Here is a 16384-nt window from a genome sequence, read left to right as displayed (position 1 = left end):
GGCCTATCCCTTCAGCGGGTCGTGCCCGACCGTCATCAGCCGGTGCCGGCGCCGGGTGTCCTCGGCCGTCACCTCGGGCTCGGGTTCGTTCTCCAGGTCCACCTGGCCGGTGACCGTGTCCACGACCTTCCGCATCACGCGCAGGTCGTCCTCGGTCAGGTCGGTGCGCCGTTTCTGGAGGATCGCCAGGACGTGCTGCCCGGTGGCCGAGCCGGCCTGGTCCGGCAGCGGCTCGGTGGCCTCGTCGGCGTCGCGGACCCGCAGCCAGGCCGCGAGCTCCTGCGAGGTCATGTTCACCACGCGGTGGAAGTCCTCCCACAGCGCGTCGAGTTCGAGGGCGTCGGTCATCGCCTGCCCCTTCCGTACGTGCGTCGGTTGCCCTGTGCCCTTCCCCCGCGGGTCAGCGGGGGAAGTTCTCGGCGTCGAACATCCAGCGCTGCTTCTCCAGCTCCGCGGTGACGCTGATCAGCAGGTCCTGGGTGACCGGGTCAGCCTTCTCGGTCGCGTCGACGCGCTCACGCAGCCGGCCGACCGCGTCCTGCAGCGCCTCCACCATCACCTGCACGGCGTCCGAGTCGCGCACCCAGCCCTCCTTCGGGGCGGGCAGCGTGAAGGCCTTGGCGATGGTCTCCGGCCGGCCGTCCGGCGGGACGCCCAGCGCCGCGGACCGCTCCGCGACGGTGTCGGCGAAGTCCCGGGCCGCGGTGACCACCTCGTCGAGCTGGAGGTGGATGGACCGGAAACGGGGCCCGACGACGTTCCAGTGCGCCTGCTTACCGACCAGCGAGAGCCCCAGCAGATCCACCAGGGTGTCCTGGAGTGCCTCGCAGGAGACCTTGCGGGCGTCGTCGGGCAGTGTGCTCCTCACAGCCGTCATTGGGCACTTCTCCTTCTCGCGTCGTTCCTGGTCGTCCGGAGCAGTGCGTCGCGCTCCTCCTCGCCGGTGCCGCCCCACACGCCCGAGGCCTGACCACTGCTCAGCGCGAAACTCAGACACGGGTCGGCAACCGGGCAGCGCGCACAGACCCGCTTCGCGGCGCTCACGTCACGCAGGGCGGGGCCGGCGGTGCCGACGGGAAAGAACAGCTCTGGGTCCTCGTCCACGCAGGCGGCGCTCCGCAACCACTCCATGAACGCGCGGGTGCCCTGGGCGCACTGGTGCAAACGCGTCGGGTGAGGGTCGTCCGGCCTGCGATATGACCTCCCGGGGACCCCGGGAGGCGCAGAATCTTCACAGAGGGTGGACCAAGGGGCTATAGTCCGAAACTAGCAGTGCTAATTAATGCGCGTTGATGCGCGGCGTGAGGAGCCTCTCGTGCGTCCCGTCCACTTCGCGGCCGCCCGCCGCACCCCCATCGGCAAGCTCCGGGGATCCCTCTCGACGATCCGGCCCGACGATCTCGCCGCCGCCGTCGTGCGGGCCCTGGTCACCGGCGTGCCCGCGCTGGACCCCGCGCGGATCGACGACGTCTACTGGGGCGCCGCCAACCAGGCCGGCGAGGACAACCGCAACGTCGCCCGCATGGCCGCGCTGCTCGCCGGCGTCCCCGACTCCGTGCCCGGCGCCACCGTCAACCGCCTCTGCGCATCGGGCCTGGAAGCCGTGACCACGGCCGCCCGCACCATCGCCGCGGGCGAGGCGGACGTCGTGATTGCGGGCGGCTCCGAGTCGATGAGCCGGGCCCCCTTCGTCCTGCCCCGCCCCGACGACGCCCTGCCGCACCGCATGGAGACCGCCGACACCCGCCTCGGCTGGCGCCTGGTCAACCCGGCGATGCGCGACCTGCACGGCCTGCTGGCCATGGGCGAGACCGCCGAGGAGGTCGCCGCACGGTACGGCATCCCGCGCGAACGCCAGGACGACTTCGCCCTGCGCAGCCACCAGCGCGCCGCCCTGGCCCGCAAGAACGGCCACTTCGACGACGAGCTCCTCCCCGTGGAGCGCCCCGACGGGGTGGTCGTCGACACCGACGAGTGCGTCCGCGAGGACACCTCGCCCGAGAAGCTGGCCCGGCTGAAGCCGGTCTTCCGGAACGGCGGCACGGTCACCGCGGGCAACGCATCACCGATGAACGACGGCGCCGCCGGCCTCCTCCTCGTCAGCGAGGAGGCCCTGAACGACCTGGGCCTGGAGTCCCTGGGCCGCTATGTCGCGGGCGCCTCCGCCGGAGTCCACCCCGACGTCATGGGCATCGGCCCGGTCCCTGCCACCCGCAAGGTGCTCTCCCGCGCCGGGTGGAGCGTCGGCGACGTGGAGGAGGCCGAGTTCAACGAGGCCTTCGCCGCCCAGGCCCTGGCCTGCGTGGACCAGCTCGGCATCGACCCCGGCCTGGTCAACCCCAGCGGCGGCGCCATCGCGCTGGGCCACCCCCTGGGCTGCTCCGGTGCCCGCATCCTGACGACGCTGCTCCACCGGATGCGGCGTACGGGGGCGGGACGCGGGCTCGCCACGATGTGCGTGGGCGTGGGGCAGGGGAGCGCGGTCCTCGTCGAGAGGACGTAGCGGCAGGACGCAGCGGCCGTCGGGCGCCGGCTCCGCGGGCTTCGGTGGGCCCAGCAGGCGAGACGGCGCTTACGGCCGCCCGTTCGTTGCACATAGCATCAGTGTTCGCATGAACACCATGACGCTCTGGCACATCACCGGCTGGGAGTTCGCCGCCCTCGCCTTCGCGGCCCTGCTCGTCGGCTTCTCGAAGACCGCCGTGAGCGGGGCCAACACGGTCAGTCTCGCCATCTTCGCGGCGGTGCTGCCCGCCCGCGCCTCCACCGGCGTGCTGCTTCCCATCCTGATCGCCGGAGACCTCCTGGCCGTCGCCACCTATCGGCGGCACGCCCACTGGCCCACCCTGTGGCGGCTGTTCCCGGCGGTCGCCGCCGGTGTAGTCGTCGGCACGGTGTTCCTGGTCTGGGCAAACGACGCGGTCGTACGGACCTCGATCGGCGCGATCCTGCTGCTGATGGCGGCCGTGACGGTGTGGCGCCGGCGCGCGGCCGACGCGGAGGAGGGGCCGGAGTCGGTCACCACGCGCCCAGGCCGTCTCAAGGCCCGCTCCTACGGTGTCCTCGGCGGCTTCACCACCATGGTCGCCAACGCGGGCGGCCCCGTGATGTCGATGTACCTGCTCTCCGCGGGCTTCCGCAAGCTCGGCTTCCTCGGTACCTCGGCCTTCTTCTTCCTGATCGTGAACGTCTCCAAGCTGCCCTTCAGCGCGGGCCTCGGCCTGATCGACGGTCCGTCGCTGCTCCTGGACCTGGCGCTCGTGGCGTTCGTCGTGCCCGGCGCGCTGCTCGGCAAGTGGGCCGTGCACAGGATCAACCAGCGGCTGTTCGAGCAGCTCGTCATCGCGGCGACCGTCGTGGGCGGTCTGCAACTACTGCTGCGCTGAGTCCCGCGACAGCGCCGGTCCTCTTGCCGGACCTCGTACGCTCGACGCCGTGTCCTCTCATGTCCTGATCCTCGGCGGCACGGCCGAGGCCCGTGCCCTGGCCGCCGCGCTGGCCGCGCGCCCCGGTGTCCGCGTCACGACGTCCCTGGCGGGGCGTACCGCGACGCCCGGGGCGCTCGACGGGGACGTACGCGTCGGGGGCTTCGGCGGGGCCGGAGGGCTGGCCGAATGGCTGCGGGAGCAGGGCGTGGACGCGCTCGTCGACGCCACGCACCCCTTCGCCGAGTCGATCACGGCCAACGCCGCCCGCGCCGCGACCGAGACCGGCGTACCCGCGGTGGTGCTCCGCCGGCCGGGATGGCGGCCCGGCCCCGGAGACCACTGGCACCCGGTCCCCTCGCTGGAGGCGGCAGCCGACCTGCTTCCGCGTCTCGGCCGCCGGGCGTTCCTCACCACCGGGCGTCTCGGCCTGGCCTCCTTCGCCCACCTGACACGACTCCACTTCGTCGTCCGATCGGTGGATCCCCCCGAGCCGCCGATGCCGCCCGACACCCATGTGCTGCTCGCCCGGGGCCCGTTCACCGTCCCCGGCGAGACGGCCCTGCTGCGCGAGCACCGCGTCGACGTCCTGGTGACCAAGGACAGCGGGGGAGCGGCGACGGCGGCCAAGCTGACCGCGGCCCGGGACCTCGGACTGCCGGTCGTGGTCGTACGGCGGCCGCCGCTGCCGGACGGTGTGACGGCCGTACCCGATGTGGAGGGCGTGCTGGACCGGCTGGGACCGGGGTAGGACGCTCACACCCAGCCGGTCGCGAGGGACTTCGCCCAGGATGTGCCCGCCGGTCCCCCTCAGTCGCGGGGGTGCCGGCGCAGCAGATACGTGTCCATGATCCAGCCCTTGCGCTCACGGGCCTCGGCCCGCAACCGCTCGATGCGGGGTGCCGCCTCGGCGATCGGGCCGGAGGCGAGGATCTCGTCCGGAGTGCCGATGTAGGCGCCCCAGTAGATGTCGACGTCCTCGTGCGCGTACTGCCGGAAGGTCTGGTGGGCGTCGAGCATCACCACCACGTCGTCCACGCCCTCGGGGAAGCCCTCCGCCAGCCGTCGGCCCGTGGTGATCTGTACCGGCCGGGCCACCCGGTTGAGTCCTGTGCGGTGCCGGGCGACGAGCGCCGAGACGCTGCTGATGCCGGGCACGACGTCGTAGTCGAACGCCACGGAGCCCCGCTCCAGCACCTCCTCCAGGATCCCCAGCGTGCTGTCGTACAGCGACGGGTCGCCCCACACCAGGAACGCGCCGGTCTGCTCCTCGCCGAGCTCCTCGGTGATCAGCCGCTCGTAGATGTCGGCCCGGGCGCTGCGCCAGTCCCCGACGGCGGGGGAGTAGGCCGCGCCGCCGGCCCTCCGGTCCCGCTCCGGGTCACGCGCCTCCACGACGCGGTACGTCCCCCCGGGTACGTGCGCGTCGAGCATGTCCCGGCGCAGCCCGGTGAGATCCGCCTTCACCTCGCCCTTCTCCAGGATGAAGAACACGTCCGTGCTCCGCAGCGCCCTGACCGCCTGGAGGGTGAGCTGGTCGGGGTCGCCCGCGCCGATACCGATGACATGAATCTTTCGCACGGCCCGAGTCTGCCGCACCGGGACCGGGCCGGGTACACCGAGGTCGGCCCGTGGCCCCCTGGCTTGGGCGAGGCGAACAGAGGCACGCCGTCCGCGTCCTCCTGGGGTTCGCCGATCACCTCGGGGAGCCGGTTCCCCCGTCGCCGCAGCTCAACGCCCGGTTGCCGGGCCCCGCAGCCGAGGCGCCCGCGCTCCCGCGTCCACCGGCCGGCCGGTTCGCTCCACGTCCCCGGCCAGCTCCCGCGCCCACGCCGCCACGCTCACGACGTCGATCCCGTGCGGCAGGGCCTGCCCGGCCCCCGACACCCAGGCCTCGGCAGCTCCCGCCCCGCGCCGCAGGAGCCGGGCCCCGCCGGTCAGGTTCCCCCGGGCGGCGTGCGTGAGCCCCACGGCGAGCTGGGCGAGTCCGCGCCACAGCTCGCGCTCCTGGTCGGGCCCCGACTTCCAGGCGTCCTCGAACACCTCGTGCGCGTGGAAGGGCTTGCCCTCGTCCAGCAGCCGTTGCGCTTCCGCGACGGTTGCCTCCGGGGTGCGGACGACGCCCTCGGGCTGCCGGGGCACGCCCTCCGCGCCGTACGGCAGGGGCCGCCCGAGTCCGTCCCGGGGCCGGGCGTTGCGCGCCCGCCCCTCATCGTCGCGGTCCCGTGCGTCGCCCGGCCGGTCCGGGTCGGTCTCTCCTGTGCTGCCCATAAGGCCGATTGTCCCGCCCGGCCCGCTTTCGGCGCGGCCAGGGGTCTGGGGTAAAGTGCTGTTCGCGCGATCACGCGGTTCACCGCGGGTGGCGCGCACCGGGACGTGGCGCAGCTTGGTAGCGCACTTGACTGGGGGTCAAGGGGTCGCAGGTTCAAATCCTGTCGTCCCGACGGTGCGAAGGGTCCCGCAGGCCGATGCCTGCGGGGCCCTTTTCGTTGTGCGTACGCCCTTGACTTCAAGAGCACTCCAAGCTGAAGACTCCCCGGCGTGCCCCGAACCCCGGGGCCGGTCCGAGGGAGACGCCCATGAAGTACCGCACGATCGGCACGGACCCCACGACCCGCCGCGAGGTGAGTGTCCTCGCGCTCGGCGCGATGCTGTTCGGCTCGGTGACGGACGAGGCGACGTCCTTCGCGGTGCTCGACCGCTACGTCGAAGCCGGCGGGAACTTCATCGACACGTCCGACAACTACGCGTTCTGGACCGACGGCGGCCAGGGCGGCCAGAGCGAGGAGCTGCTCGGCCGCTGGCGGCGCAGCCGCGGCATCGGCGACGAGATCGTCATCGCGACCAAGCTCGGCGCCCGCCCCCTGGTCCCCGGCGCCAGTTACATCGACAACCCCGAGGGCCTGTCCGCCAAGGTCGTGCGCGAATCCGCCGAGCGCAGCCGGGAACGGCTCGGCCTGGAGAAGCTGGACCTGCTGTACGCGCACATCGAGGACCACACCGTCCCGCTCCAGGAGACCGTCGAGGCCTTCGCCGCCCTGGTCGCCGAGGGCACCGCCGGACTGCTCGGCGTGAGCAACCACGCCGTCTGGCGCGTGGAGCGGGCCCGGGCCCTCGCCGCCGCGGCCGGACTGCCCGGCTACGAGGTCCTCCAGTACGCGCACACCCACCTGCGCCCCCGAGCCGACGTCCCCGACGCCCTGTTCCCGGACGGCAGCCTCGGCCACGCGGGCCCCGACCTGCTCGGCTACCTCAGGGCCGAGCCCGGTCTGACCCTGGTCGCGTACTCGCCGCTGCTCAAGGGCGCCTACGCCCGCCCGGAGCGGCTGCCCGCCGACTTCGACCACCCCGGCACCCCGGCCCGGCTGGAGGCACTGCGGGAGGTGGCCCGGGAGACGGGCGCGAGCGTCAACCAGGTGGTGCTGGCCTGGCAGATCGGCGGCGAACTGCCTGTCCTGCCCCTGGCCGGGGTCTCCTCGGTGGCCCAGTTGGAGGAGAACCTGGCGGCCGTGGACCTGGAACTGACCCCGGAGCAGCGCGCCCGGCTGGACGCGGCGCACTGACACCGTGGGACCGTGGAGGGGAACGGCAACGGACCTCCGGAAGGAGCACCGGCCATGACCACCCATCCGGCCCACCCCGGCGCACGCTCGATCAGGACCACCCCGGAAGGCCTGATGTGGGAGCCCAGCGAGCGCTGGGTGCGCGGCCGCAAGGGCGACGTCATCGTCGTCGACAGCCGGCACCCCGTGCTCGTCTGGGAACCCCACCTGCCCGTGCCGCAGTACGTCTTCCCCCGCGAGGACGTCCGCACCGGCCTCCTCCGCCCGGCCGCGAGCCCGCCCACGGGCGCCCACACCGGCTCCCGGATCTTCTACGACCTCGACGCGGACGGCGAGGTACGGAAGAACGCGGCCTGGACGTTCCCCGCCGACGACCTGGCCGGTCACATCGCCTTCGAGTGGTTCCTGCGCACCGACACGGGCCTCGACCACTGGTACGAGGAGGACGAGGAGATCTTCATCCACCCGCGTGACCCGCACAAACGCGTCGACGCGCTGCCCAGCAGCCGACACGTGCGGGTCGAGATCGACGGGCAGGTCGTAGCGGACAGCCACGACCCCGTCCTGCTCTTCGAGACCTCCCTGCCCACCCGCTACTACCTCCCCCGCGAGGACGTCCGCCTCGACCTGCTCGACGCCACCGGCCACCACACCGGATGCCCCTACAAGGGCACCGCCTCCTACTGGTCCTGGCGCGGCGACGCCGATGTGCCGCCCAACCTCGTGTGGACCTACCCGGAGCCGCTGCCCGCGGTGGCGGCCATCCAGGGGCGGGTGGCCTTCTTCAACGAGGTCGTCGACATCACGCTCGACGGGGAGCGCCTGGAACGGCCGGACACGCCGTTCAGCGGGATGCTGCGGAAGAGGAGCCGCTCGTGAAGCTGTCGAGCAGGGCGTCCAGCCCGGCCGCGAGACCCTCCGGGCCGCCCCGCTCGGCGAGCGCCGCCGCCGTCTCCCGCAGCATCGGCAGCTCCTTCGCGGACAGCCGGTGCAGTCCGAGACGGAAGGCCGGGTCGGTCTCGTCCGGGTTGTCCACCGTGGGGCGCAGTTCCACGAACACGTAGCCCAGCAGCCAGGCCGTGAAGGCGCGGAACACCTCTGCCGCGGCCGCCTCGTCGAAACCGGCGCCCCGCAGCAGGGTCAGCACCCTCTCGTGATCGCGCAGGACCGCGGCGGGCCTCCGGGCCAGTGGCACCGCCAGCAGACGGGTGGCGAGCAGCGGCACGGCCTGGGGGTGCGTGAGGCACACCTCGTAGGTGGCCCGGGCGTTCCGGTGCAGCCCGGCCCGCCAGTCGGGGTCCTGGCCGGGGTCGGCGGCCAGCCGCTCCTCCAGTTCCAGGTACAGCGCCTCGACCAGGCCGTCGAGCAGGGAGTCCTTGCTCGACGCGTACCGGTAGAGCGCCATGGCCTCCACGCCGAGCTCGGTGCCGAGGCGGCGCATGCTGAGCGCCGAGAGCCCTTCACGGTCCACCAGCGCCAGGGCGCTGGCCAGCACCCGCTCCCGGTTCAGCCGGCCGTAGCGGCCGCGGTCGCTGGCGCGGCGGGCCTCGCGTGGACCACGGCCGTTCGCCATGCTGCCTCCTCGTGTACCGAAGGACGGGGCCGGCGGGGCCGGCCCCTCTACGACGTACACATACACGATGCGGGCCGAGTCGCACCTCAGCCGAGCTGCACTGAAGATGAAAGAAGGTGATATAGGGCTATTCGTGCGCATCTGGCTGAAGGGAGTGCCGGGTGACGTTCACCGAGGAGCTGAGGGGCCTCCTCCCCTTGCGTCCCGTCCCTCTCGTGACCCGTCCCGTCGACGCGCTGGCGGCCCGCAGGCTCACGGCCTCGCTCGGCTCGGAAGGCGAGCCGCACCGGCCCCGGCGCACCTTCTCCGATCTCCTCGTCTTCCGGCTCGACGACGGTGACTCGCAGTCAGCCGTCGTCAAGCATCCCCGCAGCGCCCGCGCCACCGCCTCGCTGGCGCACGAGTGCGAGGCCGTGCGGCAGCTGACCCGGGACGAGCGGCTCGGCGCGTGGCGGCGGCTGCTCCCCGTGGTGGAGGAACGGCGCCTGGACGGGCCGCTGCCGCTGCTGGTGGAGACCTGCCTGCCCGGTGTGGAGGCCGACGTACTGCTGCGGCGCTCGCCGGAGCCGGCCCGCCGCATCACGGTGTCCGCCCTCACGGCGATCCGCGAACTGCATCGCGCCACCGGGCGGACGCAGGAGGTGACGGACCGGTTGGCCGACTGGGTGAAGCCCCGGCTGGCCGTCCTCGCCGAGGAGGTCCGCTGGTGCCGCCACGGGGAGGGCGCACAGGCCCTGGCGGCCGTGCGCGAACGGATGGAGCGCGATCTGGCCGGACGTCATCTGCTGGTGGGGTGGACGCACGGCGACTTCCATCCCGGCAACGTGCTGCTGTCGGAGCGGCGGGGGACCCTGACCGGGGTGATCGACTGGGCGGGCGCGGTCCCGGACGGCCCCACCCTGCTCGACTGCCACACCTTCGTGCTGACCATGCGGCACCAGCTCTCGGGGCGGGAGTTCGGCGGGGTCGTGGCCGATGTGCTGCGGCGGGCCTCTCTGCTGCCCGAGGACCGGCGGCTGCTCGCCGGTGTGCGGGCCCTGCCCTCCGGCCCGCGGGCGGAGACGGCCGTGACGCTGCTGACCTGGCTCTGGCACGTCGCGGGGAACCTGGAGAAGTCCGCCCGGTACGCGCGCAGCCACCGGTGGGTCGCCGACAACGTCGTGTCCGTGCTCGGGGAGGTACTGGCGCACGAGGGCGAGGCGCCCGCCCGGGAAGCGGCGCAGAGCCCCCTGCACCGCAGGAGAACGCCGTGAACACATCAGCCGAACTCCTGATCGACACCGCGTCCGGTCCCGCGCATGTCACCACCCCGGCCCCGCGGGCGACATGGTGGGAACTGGCCGCGCGGGACCAGGACATCTGTGTCACCCAGACGCCCACCTGGCTCGACTGCCTGTGTGCGACCGGGCCGTACCGGGACGCCAGCCGGCTCTACGCGTTCCCCGACGGCAGCCGGATCGTGCTGCCGCTCGTCGGCAGGGTGCGGCGCCCCCGCCGGCTGGATGTGCGGGAGTCCTGGCCGGCCGGGTGGGGGATCGGCGGGCCGGTGACGCCCGAGGGGGCGGGGTACGAACAGGCGCGGGCGGTCTTCGACGACCTGGCGCGCCTGCCCGCCCTGCGCGTCGGGGTGCGCTTGCGGCCGCAGGGCGCGGAGCTGTGGCAGCGGGCCGCCCCGGGAGCCTTCCGGCTGGAACCCCACATGACGCAGGCGGTGGACCTCGAGGGCGGCTTCGGCGCCGTGTGGCGGGACCGCTTCCACACCCGGGTCAGGCGGGACGTCAAACGCGCCGAGAAGGCACACCTCGACGTGGAGGTGGACCGCACCGGCCGGCTCGTTCCCGTCTTCCAGGAGCTGTACGACCGGTCCATCGAGCGCTGGGCCGCCCAGCAGCACGAGCCGCCGGTGCTGGCCCGGTGGCGCAGGAGGCGGGAGTTCCCCACCGAGCGGCTGGACGCGGTGGCCGACCGGTTCGGCGCGTCCTGCGCGCTCTGGGTGGCCTGGAGTGCCGGGGAGCCCGCCGCGTCCATCGTCGTCCTGCGGCACGGCCCGCACGCCAAGTTCTGGCGGGCCGCCATGAACCGCGAGGTCGCCCACCCGGTCCGGGCGACACCGCTGCTGTACCGGCTGGCCATCGAGGAGGCCTGCGAGCAGGGCTGCCGGATCTTCGACCTGGGGGAGTCGGCCCCGGGATCCTCGCTGGAGCACTTCAAGGCCGGCTTCGGAGCGGTCGGCCGCCCGTCCCCCCGCTACTGGCGGGAGCGGCTGCCCGTCTCCAGGGCCGAGCGCGGACTGCGCACGGCGGTCAAACGCGTGATCCGGTTCCAGGACGCCTGACCGCGCCGGTCAGCCGTCGCCCTTGAAGATGTCCAGGGGCTCGGCCTCGGCGCTGTGGCCGAGCGGGTCGAGGTCGTAGGCGTCCAGGATGGTGCGCAACAGCCCGTACAGGTTGTTGGGCTGGTCGTTGTCGCCCGGCTTCACCTGCTCGCCGACGACGACGGTCGGGATGTGGTTGTCCTCGTCCTCGCCGCCCTCGTCCTCGTCCCAGGTGACCACCAGCAGGCTGTTGTTGGTCATCGCCCAGTCGGCGTAGTCCCCGAGGTTCTTCCGCAGCCAGGCGTCGCCCCGTTCGATGCCGCCGTCGTGCATGTCGTTGTCGAGGTTCGGGATGACGAAGGAGACCTCCGGCAGGTCCGAGAAGTCCTCCGGGAAGTCCGTCCACGGGCGGTTGACCGAGTCGGGCAGGTTGGTGAAGTTCACCCACGGTGTGTGCCGGCGCACGTAGGGGCCGCTGGTGCAGCCCTTGAAACCGACGCTCGGCAGGCTCTCGGCGTAGCCGGTGAACGTCAGGTCGGCCTGCAGCAGCTGGGAGGCGAGGTTGCGGGAGGAGAAATCGTTCGGGCAGTCGTTGTCGACGCCCTGCGTGGAACCGGAGAACAGGGCCAGGTAGTTCGGCTGGCTCGGATAGGTGATGGCGAAGAACTGGGTCAGATTGGCGCCCTTGCGGGCCAGTTCGTTGAGGAACGGGGCCTCGGGCGAGCCGATGATGTCCTCGTAGCCCCGGTTCTCCTCGACGACCACCACGATGTGGTCCGGTCGGGGGACGCCGCTGCCCTGGTCCGAGGAGCCGCAGCCCGCGACCGGGAGGAGCATCGCGAGGGCGGCACAGGCGGCGACGAGCGACGTCCGCATGCGGTGCACCGGCCGGAACGGTGTCATCACCCGTGGTGTCACTGCTCTCCCCTGACCGTCGGTCCATCCGCGCTGCCGGTCACAGCAAACGGCAGTAACGTAATTTTTAGCACTTATGCCGCATCTTGGTCGGCTGGATCTCTGGTGTGTGCCGATGGAGGAAGCGCCACGGATGGCGCCCTCGGCCCGGTCGTCGCACCCGCTGTGCGGGAGGCATATCCATGGGCAAGCGTTCGCCGCTGACGACCGGTCAGTGGTCACCGCGTGCTCCCCTGGAGATGCGGCGACCCGACGGGACGCCGGTCGGGCCGTCGGGTGGGCGGCGGACGACGGCACTGCAGTGGGCGGCCCGGGCCGCCTTGCCCCTCGCGCTCGTCCTGTGGCTGCTCTCCCTGCGCCACGTGAACCTGAACGCCATGACCGACCTGGGCCTGCTCCAGGTGCTTCCGGTGCTCTTCTGGGCCGCTCTCGGGCTGCTCGCCGTCGGCTTCTGCGTGGCGCTGTCCGACCGGCGGACCCGGGGCGGCTGGTTCGCCGCCTACGTCCTCGGGCTGATCGCGGTCCTGCACGCCACGCCGGCGCTGCTGTACCCCACCCTGCGCTACGGCTGGGCGTGGAAGCACGTCGCCGTCGTGGACGCCATGATCCGCAACGGCGGCAGCGTGCCCGGCGCGGAGAAACTCGACGTCTACGACCAGTGGCCGGGCTTCTTCCACCTCAACGCACTGGTGGTGCAGGCCACCGGCCTGGAGTCGGCGCTCGGCTACGCGGTGTGGGCCCCACCCGTCAACAACGTCCTGCTCCTCGCCCCGCTGCTGCTGATCTACCGGGCCGTGACCACGAACCGGAGGCTGATCTGGGGAGCGGTCTGGATCTTCTACTCCTGCTCGTGGGTCGGGCAGGACTACTTCGCGCCCCAGGCGTTCGCGTTCCTGCTCTTCGTCGCACTGATCGCCCTCGTGATGGGACAGCTGCGGGCCTTCGCCGAGCGGCCACCGGGCGACCGGGCCAGGGCATGGCCCGTCGGCAGATTCCTGCTCGCCGTGCTGATCATGGGCGTGATCGTCTGCTCTCACCCGCTGACCCCGCTGATGATGGTCAGCGCCCTGGTCGCCCTGTCCCTCCCGCGCCGCAACCGGCGGGTCCTGCTGCCGGTGCTGGGCGCCGGGGTGCTGCTGACCGTGGTCTGGGACGCCACCGTCGCGCGGCCGTTCGTCTCGGCCAATCTGAGCGAGTTCGTCGGCGCGCTGCTGGAACCCGACTCCAACGTGGTCTCCGGACTGGCGACCCTGGGTACCGCCGCGCCCGGGCAGGTGGTGGTCTCCTGGGTCGACCGCGGTCTGTCCGCCGCCGTGTTCCTGCTGGCGGCCCTCGCGTTCGTCCGGCGCCGCTGGACCCGCCGTACCGGCATGCCGCTGCTCGTCCTGGCCCCCATGCCGGTCCTGATCGCGAACTCCTACGGCGGCGAGATGATCTTCCGCGCCTACCTGTTCGCGCTGCCCGCCGCCGCCCTGCTCATCGCGGCCCTGCTGTTCGAATCCCGAAGACATCCACGGCTGCGTGTCCTCATGGTCGCCCCGCTGCTGCTGGCGATGCTCGGCGGGCTGCTCTTCGGCTACTACGGCAAGGAGTCGGCCAACTACTTCACCGAGGAGGAGGTGGCGGCCACCCACTTCGTCACGGCCACCACCCCTCCAGGGTCCCTCATCGTCTCCCTCACGTCGGACGTGCCCGGCCTGGAGATGAACTACGACAAGCATCCGCGGATCCAGCTCAACGAACAGGAGCTGGAAGTACGCCAGCGACTTGTCGAGAACCCGATCGAGGGGCTGGACCCGTTCATCGACGGGGCGACCGTGCGGGAACCGGCCTACATCGTGCTGAGCCGCGCTCAGGCCGCCGAGTGCTACCTCAACGGGACCCTGCCTGCCGACACCATGCAGCGCATGGACGAGGCGATGTCGAACACCTGGGGCTTCGTGCGGGTGTTCCGCAACCAGGACGCCGTGGTCTTCCGCTACCAGAACCCCGACGCGGGAGAGGCGTCATGACCACACTCCCCATGAGCCTTCCGCCGCGCCGGCGATGGCCGCTGCGCATCGCGCTCGCCCTGTCCGGCTGGCTCGCGCTCGCCGCGACCCTGACCCTGCCCGACGGGGGCGTCCCCCGCACGGCGGTCGTCTGCGTGTTCCTGCTGCTGTGCCCGGGGTTCGCGGCGACGCGGTGGGCCAGGCCCACGCCCTGGCACGAGAGGGGCTGGCCGTACGTCGTGGAGACCGCGTTCCTCGCCGTGCTGCTCAGCCTGTGCCTGGCGGTCCTCGCGGTGGAGCCGTTCTACCTCAGCGAGACCTTCACCACCACGCGGGCGATCATCACCCTCGCGGCCATGACCTCGCTCCTGGCGCTGCTGCCCACACCGGGGAGCCGTCGGCCCGGAGCCCGGCCCACCGCCCCGGACGACGCACCGCCCGTCCCCGGCACCCGGCCCGCCCCGGCGACGGACACCCCTCGCGAACCGGACACCCCCCACGAGCCGGGCACCACGCCACGGACGGCCCCCGGCACCGCGCCCGCGCGGCCGCGGAACCCCCGCCCGCCGAACGACCGGGTCGCCGTCGCCGTCGTCGGAGCCGGCCCGTACGGCCTGGCCACCGCCTGCCACCTGCGGGCCGCCCGGGTACGGCTGCGTGTCTTCGGTCAGACCATGGAGTCGTGGCGGGCCCACATGCCCGACGGCATGCTCCTGCAGACCGCCCCGGCCGCCTCGGCGATCGCGACACCACGGCACGGCTACGCCCTCGCGGACTTCCGCGCGGCTCGTGGTCTGGCCGCGGCCGACGACGACCGCCTGGTGCCGCTCGCCGAATACGTCGACTACGGACGCTGGTTCCAGCAGCACCAGGTGCCTGAACTGGAGCCGTGCCGGGTGCGCCGGATCCGCGCCGCGGAGGGCGGCTTCCGGGTGCTCCTCGACTCCGGTGAGGAACCGCTCGCCGCCTGCGTCGTGCTCGCCACCGGTGCGGTGCCCTACGCCTACCTCCCCCGGGCCTTGCGGGCGTGCACAGCGCGAGGGCTCGCCTCGCACACCGGTCAGCACCGGGATCTGCGCCGCTTCACCGGGGAACGCGTGGCCGTCCTCGGGGCCGGGCAGTCCGCCCTCGAGTGCGCGACCCTGCTGCACGAGGCCCGGGCCCGGCCCACCGTCGTGGCCCGCACGCCGGCCGTGGTCTTCGACCCGCCGCCGCCGAACGGAACGGGCGGCCGGTCCCGGCTGCCGGTGCCCGGCTCCCCACTCGGCCCCGGACGTCCGCTGCTGGCTGCCGTCAGCCGGGGCGGGGCGGCCTACCGCCGCCTCCCCGCGCCGCTGCGCATGGAGTTGCTGCGCACCGTACCGCGACCGTCCGGGGCCTGGTGGCTGAAGGAGCGGGCGGCCGGCCGGTTCCCGGTGCTGTGCGGCCGCACGCTGGTCTGCGCCGAGCCGGGGTACGGGGTGGTCCGGCTGCGGCTGCTCGACGAGCACGGTTATCCGGAGGACATCGTGGTCGACCACGTCCTGGCCGCCACGGGCTACCGGGTCGACATCCGCCGCCTGGACCTTCTCGATCCGGGCCTGAGGCAGTCACTGCGGGTCTTCGCCGGGGCGCCGGTGCTGAACTCCGGGTTCGAGTCCTCGACGCCCGGCCTGTACTTCACCGGGCTTGCGGCGGCCCCGAGTTTCGGGCCGCTGCTGCGGTTCGTCACCGGCACCGGCTTCGCCGCCCGTCGCCTCACCGCCGCCGTGACGGCCGGGAAACGGCGGTAGCCCCGTGCGCGCGCGACGACTGCGCCCCGCCCTGGCCGCGCTGGCACTGGTGCTGGCCCTGGGCTGCAGTGCCACCGAGCCGGACACGGACGCGTCCCGGCCCGAGCCCGTGCCGCAGGACTGGAAACTGACGTTCCACGACGAGTTCGACGGCTCGGAACTCGACACCGATCGCTGGGCGACCTGCTACGACTGGAACGAGGACGGCTGCACCAACAGCGGCAACGACGAGGAGCAGTGGTACCTGCCCGGCCAGGTGTCCGTCCGCGACGGCAAGCTCCGCCTGGACGCCGAGCGGCGTGAGACACGGGCCAGCGACGGCAGGACGTACCCCTGGCGCTCCGGCATGATCTCGACCGGCCGGGACGACTGGTACGGCGACCCCCGGCACGTCTTCACCTACGGATACTTCGAGGCGTCCATCCGCATCCCCGAACAGGCGGGCATGTTCCCGGCGTTCTGGATGATGCCCGCGTCCAAGTTCACGCCGCCCGAGCTCGACATCATGGAGTTCCTCGGGGGGACCGACCGGGTCTTCATGTACGCGCACTGGCGCGGCCCCGACGGCGAGCAGCGGGCCCGCGGCACCTACGGCCCCGTCCCGTTCCCGGACGAGCACCACGTCTTCGCCATGCTCTGGACCCCCGACGAGGTGAGCTGGTACGTCGACGGGACCCGGCGTTTCCGGGTGACCGAGCCCGAGCGGATCCCGCACGTGCCCATGGAGGTCCTGGTCAATCTCGCCGTCGGAGTGCCGCAGTCGCCGCCCTCCTCGGTGGACTCGGCCCGGATGACGGTGGACTGGGTGCGCGTCTGGCAGGACTGACGGAC

17 protein-coding genes and 1 tRNA gene are annotated in these 16384 nt (G+C 72.7%); 11 read left to right on the top strand and 7 right to left on the bottom strand.

The window, feature by feature from the left end; genetic code table 11:
* Positions 1 to 3 precede the first annotated feature (3 nt).
* Genes ACFY9S_RS11515 through ACFY9S_RS11505 form a run of 3 tightly spaced genes read right to left on the bottom strand, consistent with a single transcriptional unit; the run spans position 4 to position 1104 of the window.
* Positions 4 to 348 carry a DUF3140 domain-containing protein gene (locus ACFY9S_RS11515; RefSeq protein WP_031135226.1) on the bottom strand — a complete coding sequence of 115 codons (345 nt, stop codon included), beginning with the start codon at positions 346 to 348 and terminating at the stop codon, positions 4 to 6.
* Positions 349 to 400: 52 nt separating this feature from the next.
* Positions 401 to 877, bottom strand: a complete 477-nt coding sequence (locus ACFY9S_RS11510; protein WP_102913240.1) for a Dps family protein — start codon at positions 875 to 877, stop codon at positions 401 to 403.
* Entirely contained in the window at positions 874 to 1104 is a 231-nt protein-coding gene (locus tag ACFY9S_RS11505; RefSeq protein ID WP_391125913.1) for a WhiB family transcriptional regulator, read from the bottom strand. The genes ACFY9S_RS11510 and ACFY9S_RS11505 overlap by 4 nt, the downstream gene beginning before the upstream one ends.
* Positions 1105 to 1315: 211 nt before the next feature.
* Here ACFY9S_RS11505 and ACFY9S_RS11500 point away from each other — a divergent pair, with 211 nt between their 5' ends.
* The 3 genes from ACFY9S_RS11500 (at position 1316) to ACFY9S_RS11490 (ending at position 4176) form a co-directional block, all read left to right on the top strand.
* The gene (locus ACFY9S_RS11500; RefSeq protein ID WP_391125910.1) at positions 1316 to 2503 is read left to right on the top strand and encodes an acetyl-CoA C-acyltransferase; all 1188 of its coding nucleotides are present in this window, start codon (positions 1316 to 1318) and stop codon (positions 2501 to 2503) included.
* A gap of 109 nt (positions 2504 to 2612) precedes the next feature.
* On the top strand, positions 2613 to 3386 hold the full coding sequence (locus ACFY9S_RS11495) for a sulfite exporter TauE/SafE family protein (protein WP_102913242.1): 774 nt from the start codon (positions 2613 to 2615) through the stop codon (positions 3384 to 3386).
* A gap of 49 nt (positions 3387 to 3435) precedes the next feature.
* The gene (locus ACFY9S_RS11490; RefSeq protein ID WP_391125907.1) at positions 3436 to 4176 is read left to right on the top strand and encodes a cobalt-precorrin-6A reductase; all 741 of its coding nucleotides are present in this window, start codon (positions 3436 to 3438) and stop codon (positions 4174 to 4176) included.
* A gap of 59 nt (positions 4177 to 4235) precedes the next feature.
* Here the strand turns inward: ACFY9S_RS11490 and cobF are convergent, their stop codons facing one another.
* Together cobF and ACFY9S_RS11480 are read right to left on the bottom strand one after the other, a co-directional pair.
* Positions 4236 to 5006: a precorrin-6A synthase (deacetylating) gene (gene cobF / locus ACFY9S_RS11485; protein WP_391125904.1), complete on the bottom strand. Its 771-nt coding sequence runs from the start codon at positions 5004 to 5006 to the stop codon at positions 4236 to 4238.
* Between the two features lie 150 nt (positions 5007 to 5156).
* Positions 5157 to 5696, bottom strand: coding sequence for a DUF309 domain-containing protein (locus tag ACFY9S_RS11480; RefSeq protein ID WP_391125901.1), 540 nt, complete (start codon positions 5694 to 5696; stop codon positions 5157 to 5159).
* A 99-nt stretch (positions 5697 to 5795) separates the two neighbouring features.
* On the opposite strand from ACFY9S_RS11480, the gene ACFY9S_RS11475 reads away from it, so the two are divergent.
* The 3 genes from ACFY9S_RS11475 to ACFY9S_RS11465 all read left to right on the top strand — a co-directional run bounded on the left by ACFY9S_RS11475 (position 5796) and on the right by ACFY9S_RS11465 (position 7867).
* A tRNA-Pro gene (locus ACFY9S_RS11475) sits at positions 5796 to 5869 on the top strand.
* Between the two features lie 135 nt (positions 5870 to 6004).
* Entirely contained in the window at positions 6005 to 6988 is a 984-nt protein-coding gene (locus ACFY9S_RS11470; protein WP_391125898.1) for an aldo/keto reductase, read from the top strand.
* Positions 6989 to 7042: 54 nt separating this feature from the next.
* Positions 7043 to 7867: a DUF427 domain-containing protein gene (locus ACFY9S_RS11465; RefSeq protein ID WP_391125895.1), complete on the top strand. Its 825-nt coding sequence runs from the start codon at positions 7043 to 7045 to the stop codon at positions 7865 to 7867.
* Here the strand turns inward: ACFY9S_RS11465 and ACFY9S_RS11460 are convergent.
* Positions 7833 to 8561, bottom strand: a complete 729-nt coding sequence (locus ACFY9S_RS11460; RefSeq protein ID WP_391125892.1) for a TetR/AcrR family transcriptional regulator C-terminal domain-containing protein — start codon at positions 8559 to 8561, stop codon at positions 7833 to 7835. The genes ACFY9S_RS11465 and ACFY9S_RS11460 overlap by 35 nt on opposite strands.
* Positions 8562 to 8722: 161 nt before the next feature.
* Here ACFY9S_RS11460 and ACFY9S_RS11455 point away from each other — a divergent pair, with 161 nt between their 5' ends.
* Positions 8723 to 9814, top strand: coding sequence for a phosphotransferase (locus ACFY9S_RS11455; protein ID WP_391125889.1), 1092 nt, complete (start codon positions 8723 to 8725; stop codon positions 9812 to 9814).
* Positions 9811 to 10896 carry a GNAT family N-acetyltransferase gene (locus ACFY9S_RS11450; RefSeq protein WP_391125886.1) on the top strand — a complete coding sequence of 362 codons (1086 nt, stop codon included), beginning with the start codon at positions 9811 to 9813 and terminating at the stop codon, positions 10894 to 10896. The genes ACFY9S_RS11455 and ACFY9S_RS11450 overlap by 4 nt, the downstream gene beginning before the upstream one ends.
* Positions 10897 to 10905: 9 nt before the next feature.
* Here ACFY9S_RS11450 and ACFY9S_RS11445 read toward each other — a convergent pair whose 3' ends face one another.
* Positions 10906 to 11778, bottom strand: coding sequence for an alkaline phosphatase family protein (locus tag ACFY9S_RS11445; RefSeq protein WP_391125884.1), 873 nt, complete (start codon positions 11776 to 11778; stop codon positions 10906 to 10908).
* A gap of 194 nt (positions 11779 to 11972) precedes the next feature.
* Between ACFY9S_RS11445 and ACFY9S_RS11440 the strand changes: the two genes are divergently transcribed.
* Genes ACFY9S_RS11440 through ACFY9S_RS11430 form a run of 3 tightly spaced genes read left to right on the top strand, consistent with a single transcriptional unit; the run spans position 11973 to position 16379 of the window.
* Entirely contained in the window at positions 11973 to 13802 is a 1830-nt protein-coding gene (locus tag ACFY9S_RS11440) for a glycosyltransferase (protein WP_391125881.1), read from the top strand.
* The gene (locus ACFY9S_RS11435) at positions 13799 to 15553 is read left to right on the top strand and encodes an NAD(P)-binding domain-containing protein (RefSeq protein ID WP_391125878.1); all 1755 of its coding nucleotides are present in this window, start codon (positions 13799 to 13801) and stop codon (positions 15551 to 15553) included. Before ACFY9S_RS11440 ends, ACFY9S_RS11435 begins: the two co-directional genes overlap by 4 nt.
* A gap of 4 nt (positions 15554 to 15557) precedes the next feature.
* Positions 15558 to 16379, top strand: a complete 822-nt coding sequence (locus ACFY9S_RS11430) for a family 16 glycosylhydrolase (RefSeq protein ID WP_391125876.1) — start codon at positions 15558 to 15560, stop codon at positions 16377 to 16379.
* The last annotated feature ends 5 nt before the right edge of the window (positions 16380 to 16384 follow it).

The organism is Streptomyces sp. NPDC012474, assembly GCF_042955185.1.
GTDB lineage: Bacteria > Actinomycetota > Actinomycetes > Streptomycetales > Streptomycetaceae > Streptomyces > Streptomyces cahuitamycinicus.
The sequence above is the reverse complement of the archived record's forward strand: the minus strand, read 5'-3'. Positions and strand labels throughout refer to the sequence as shown.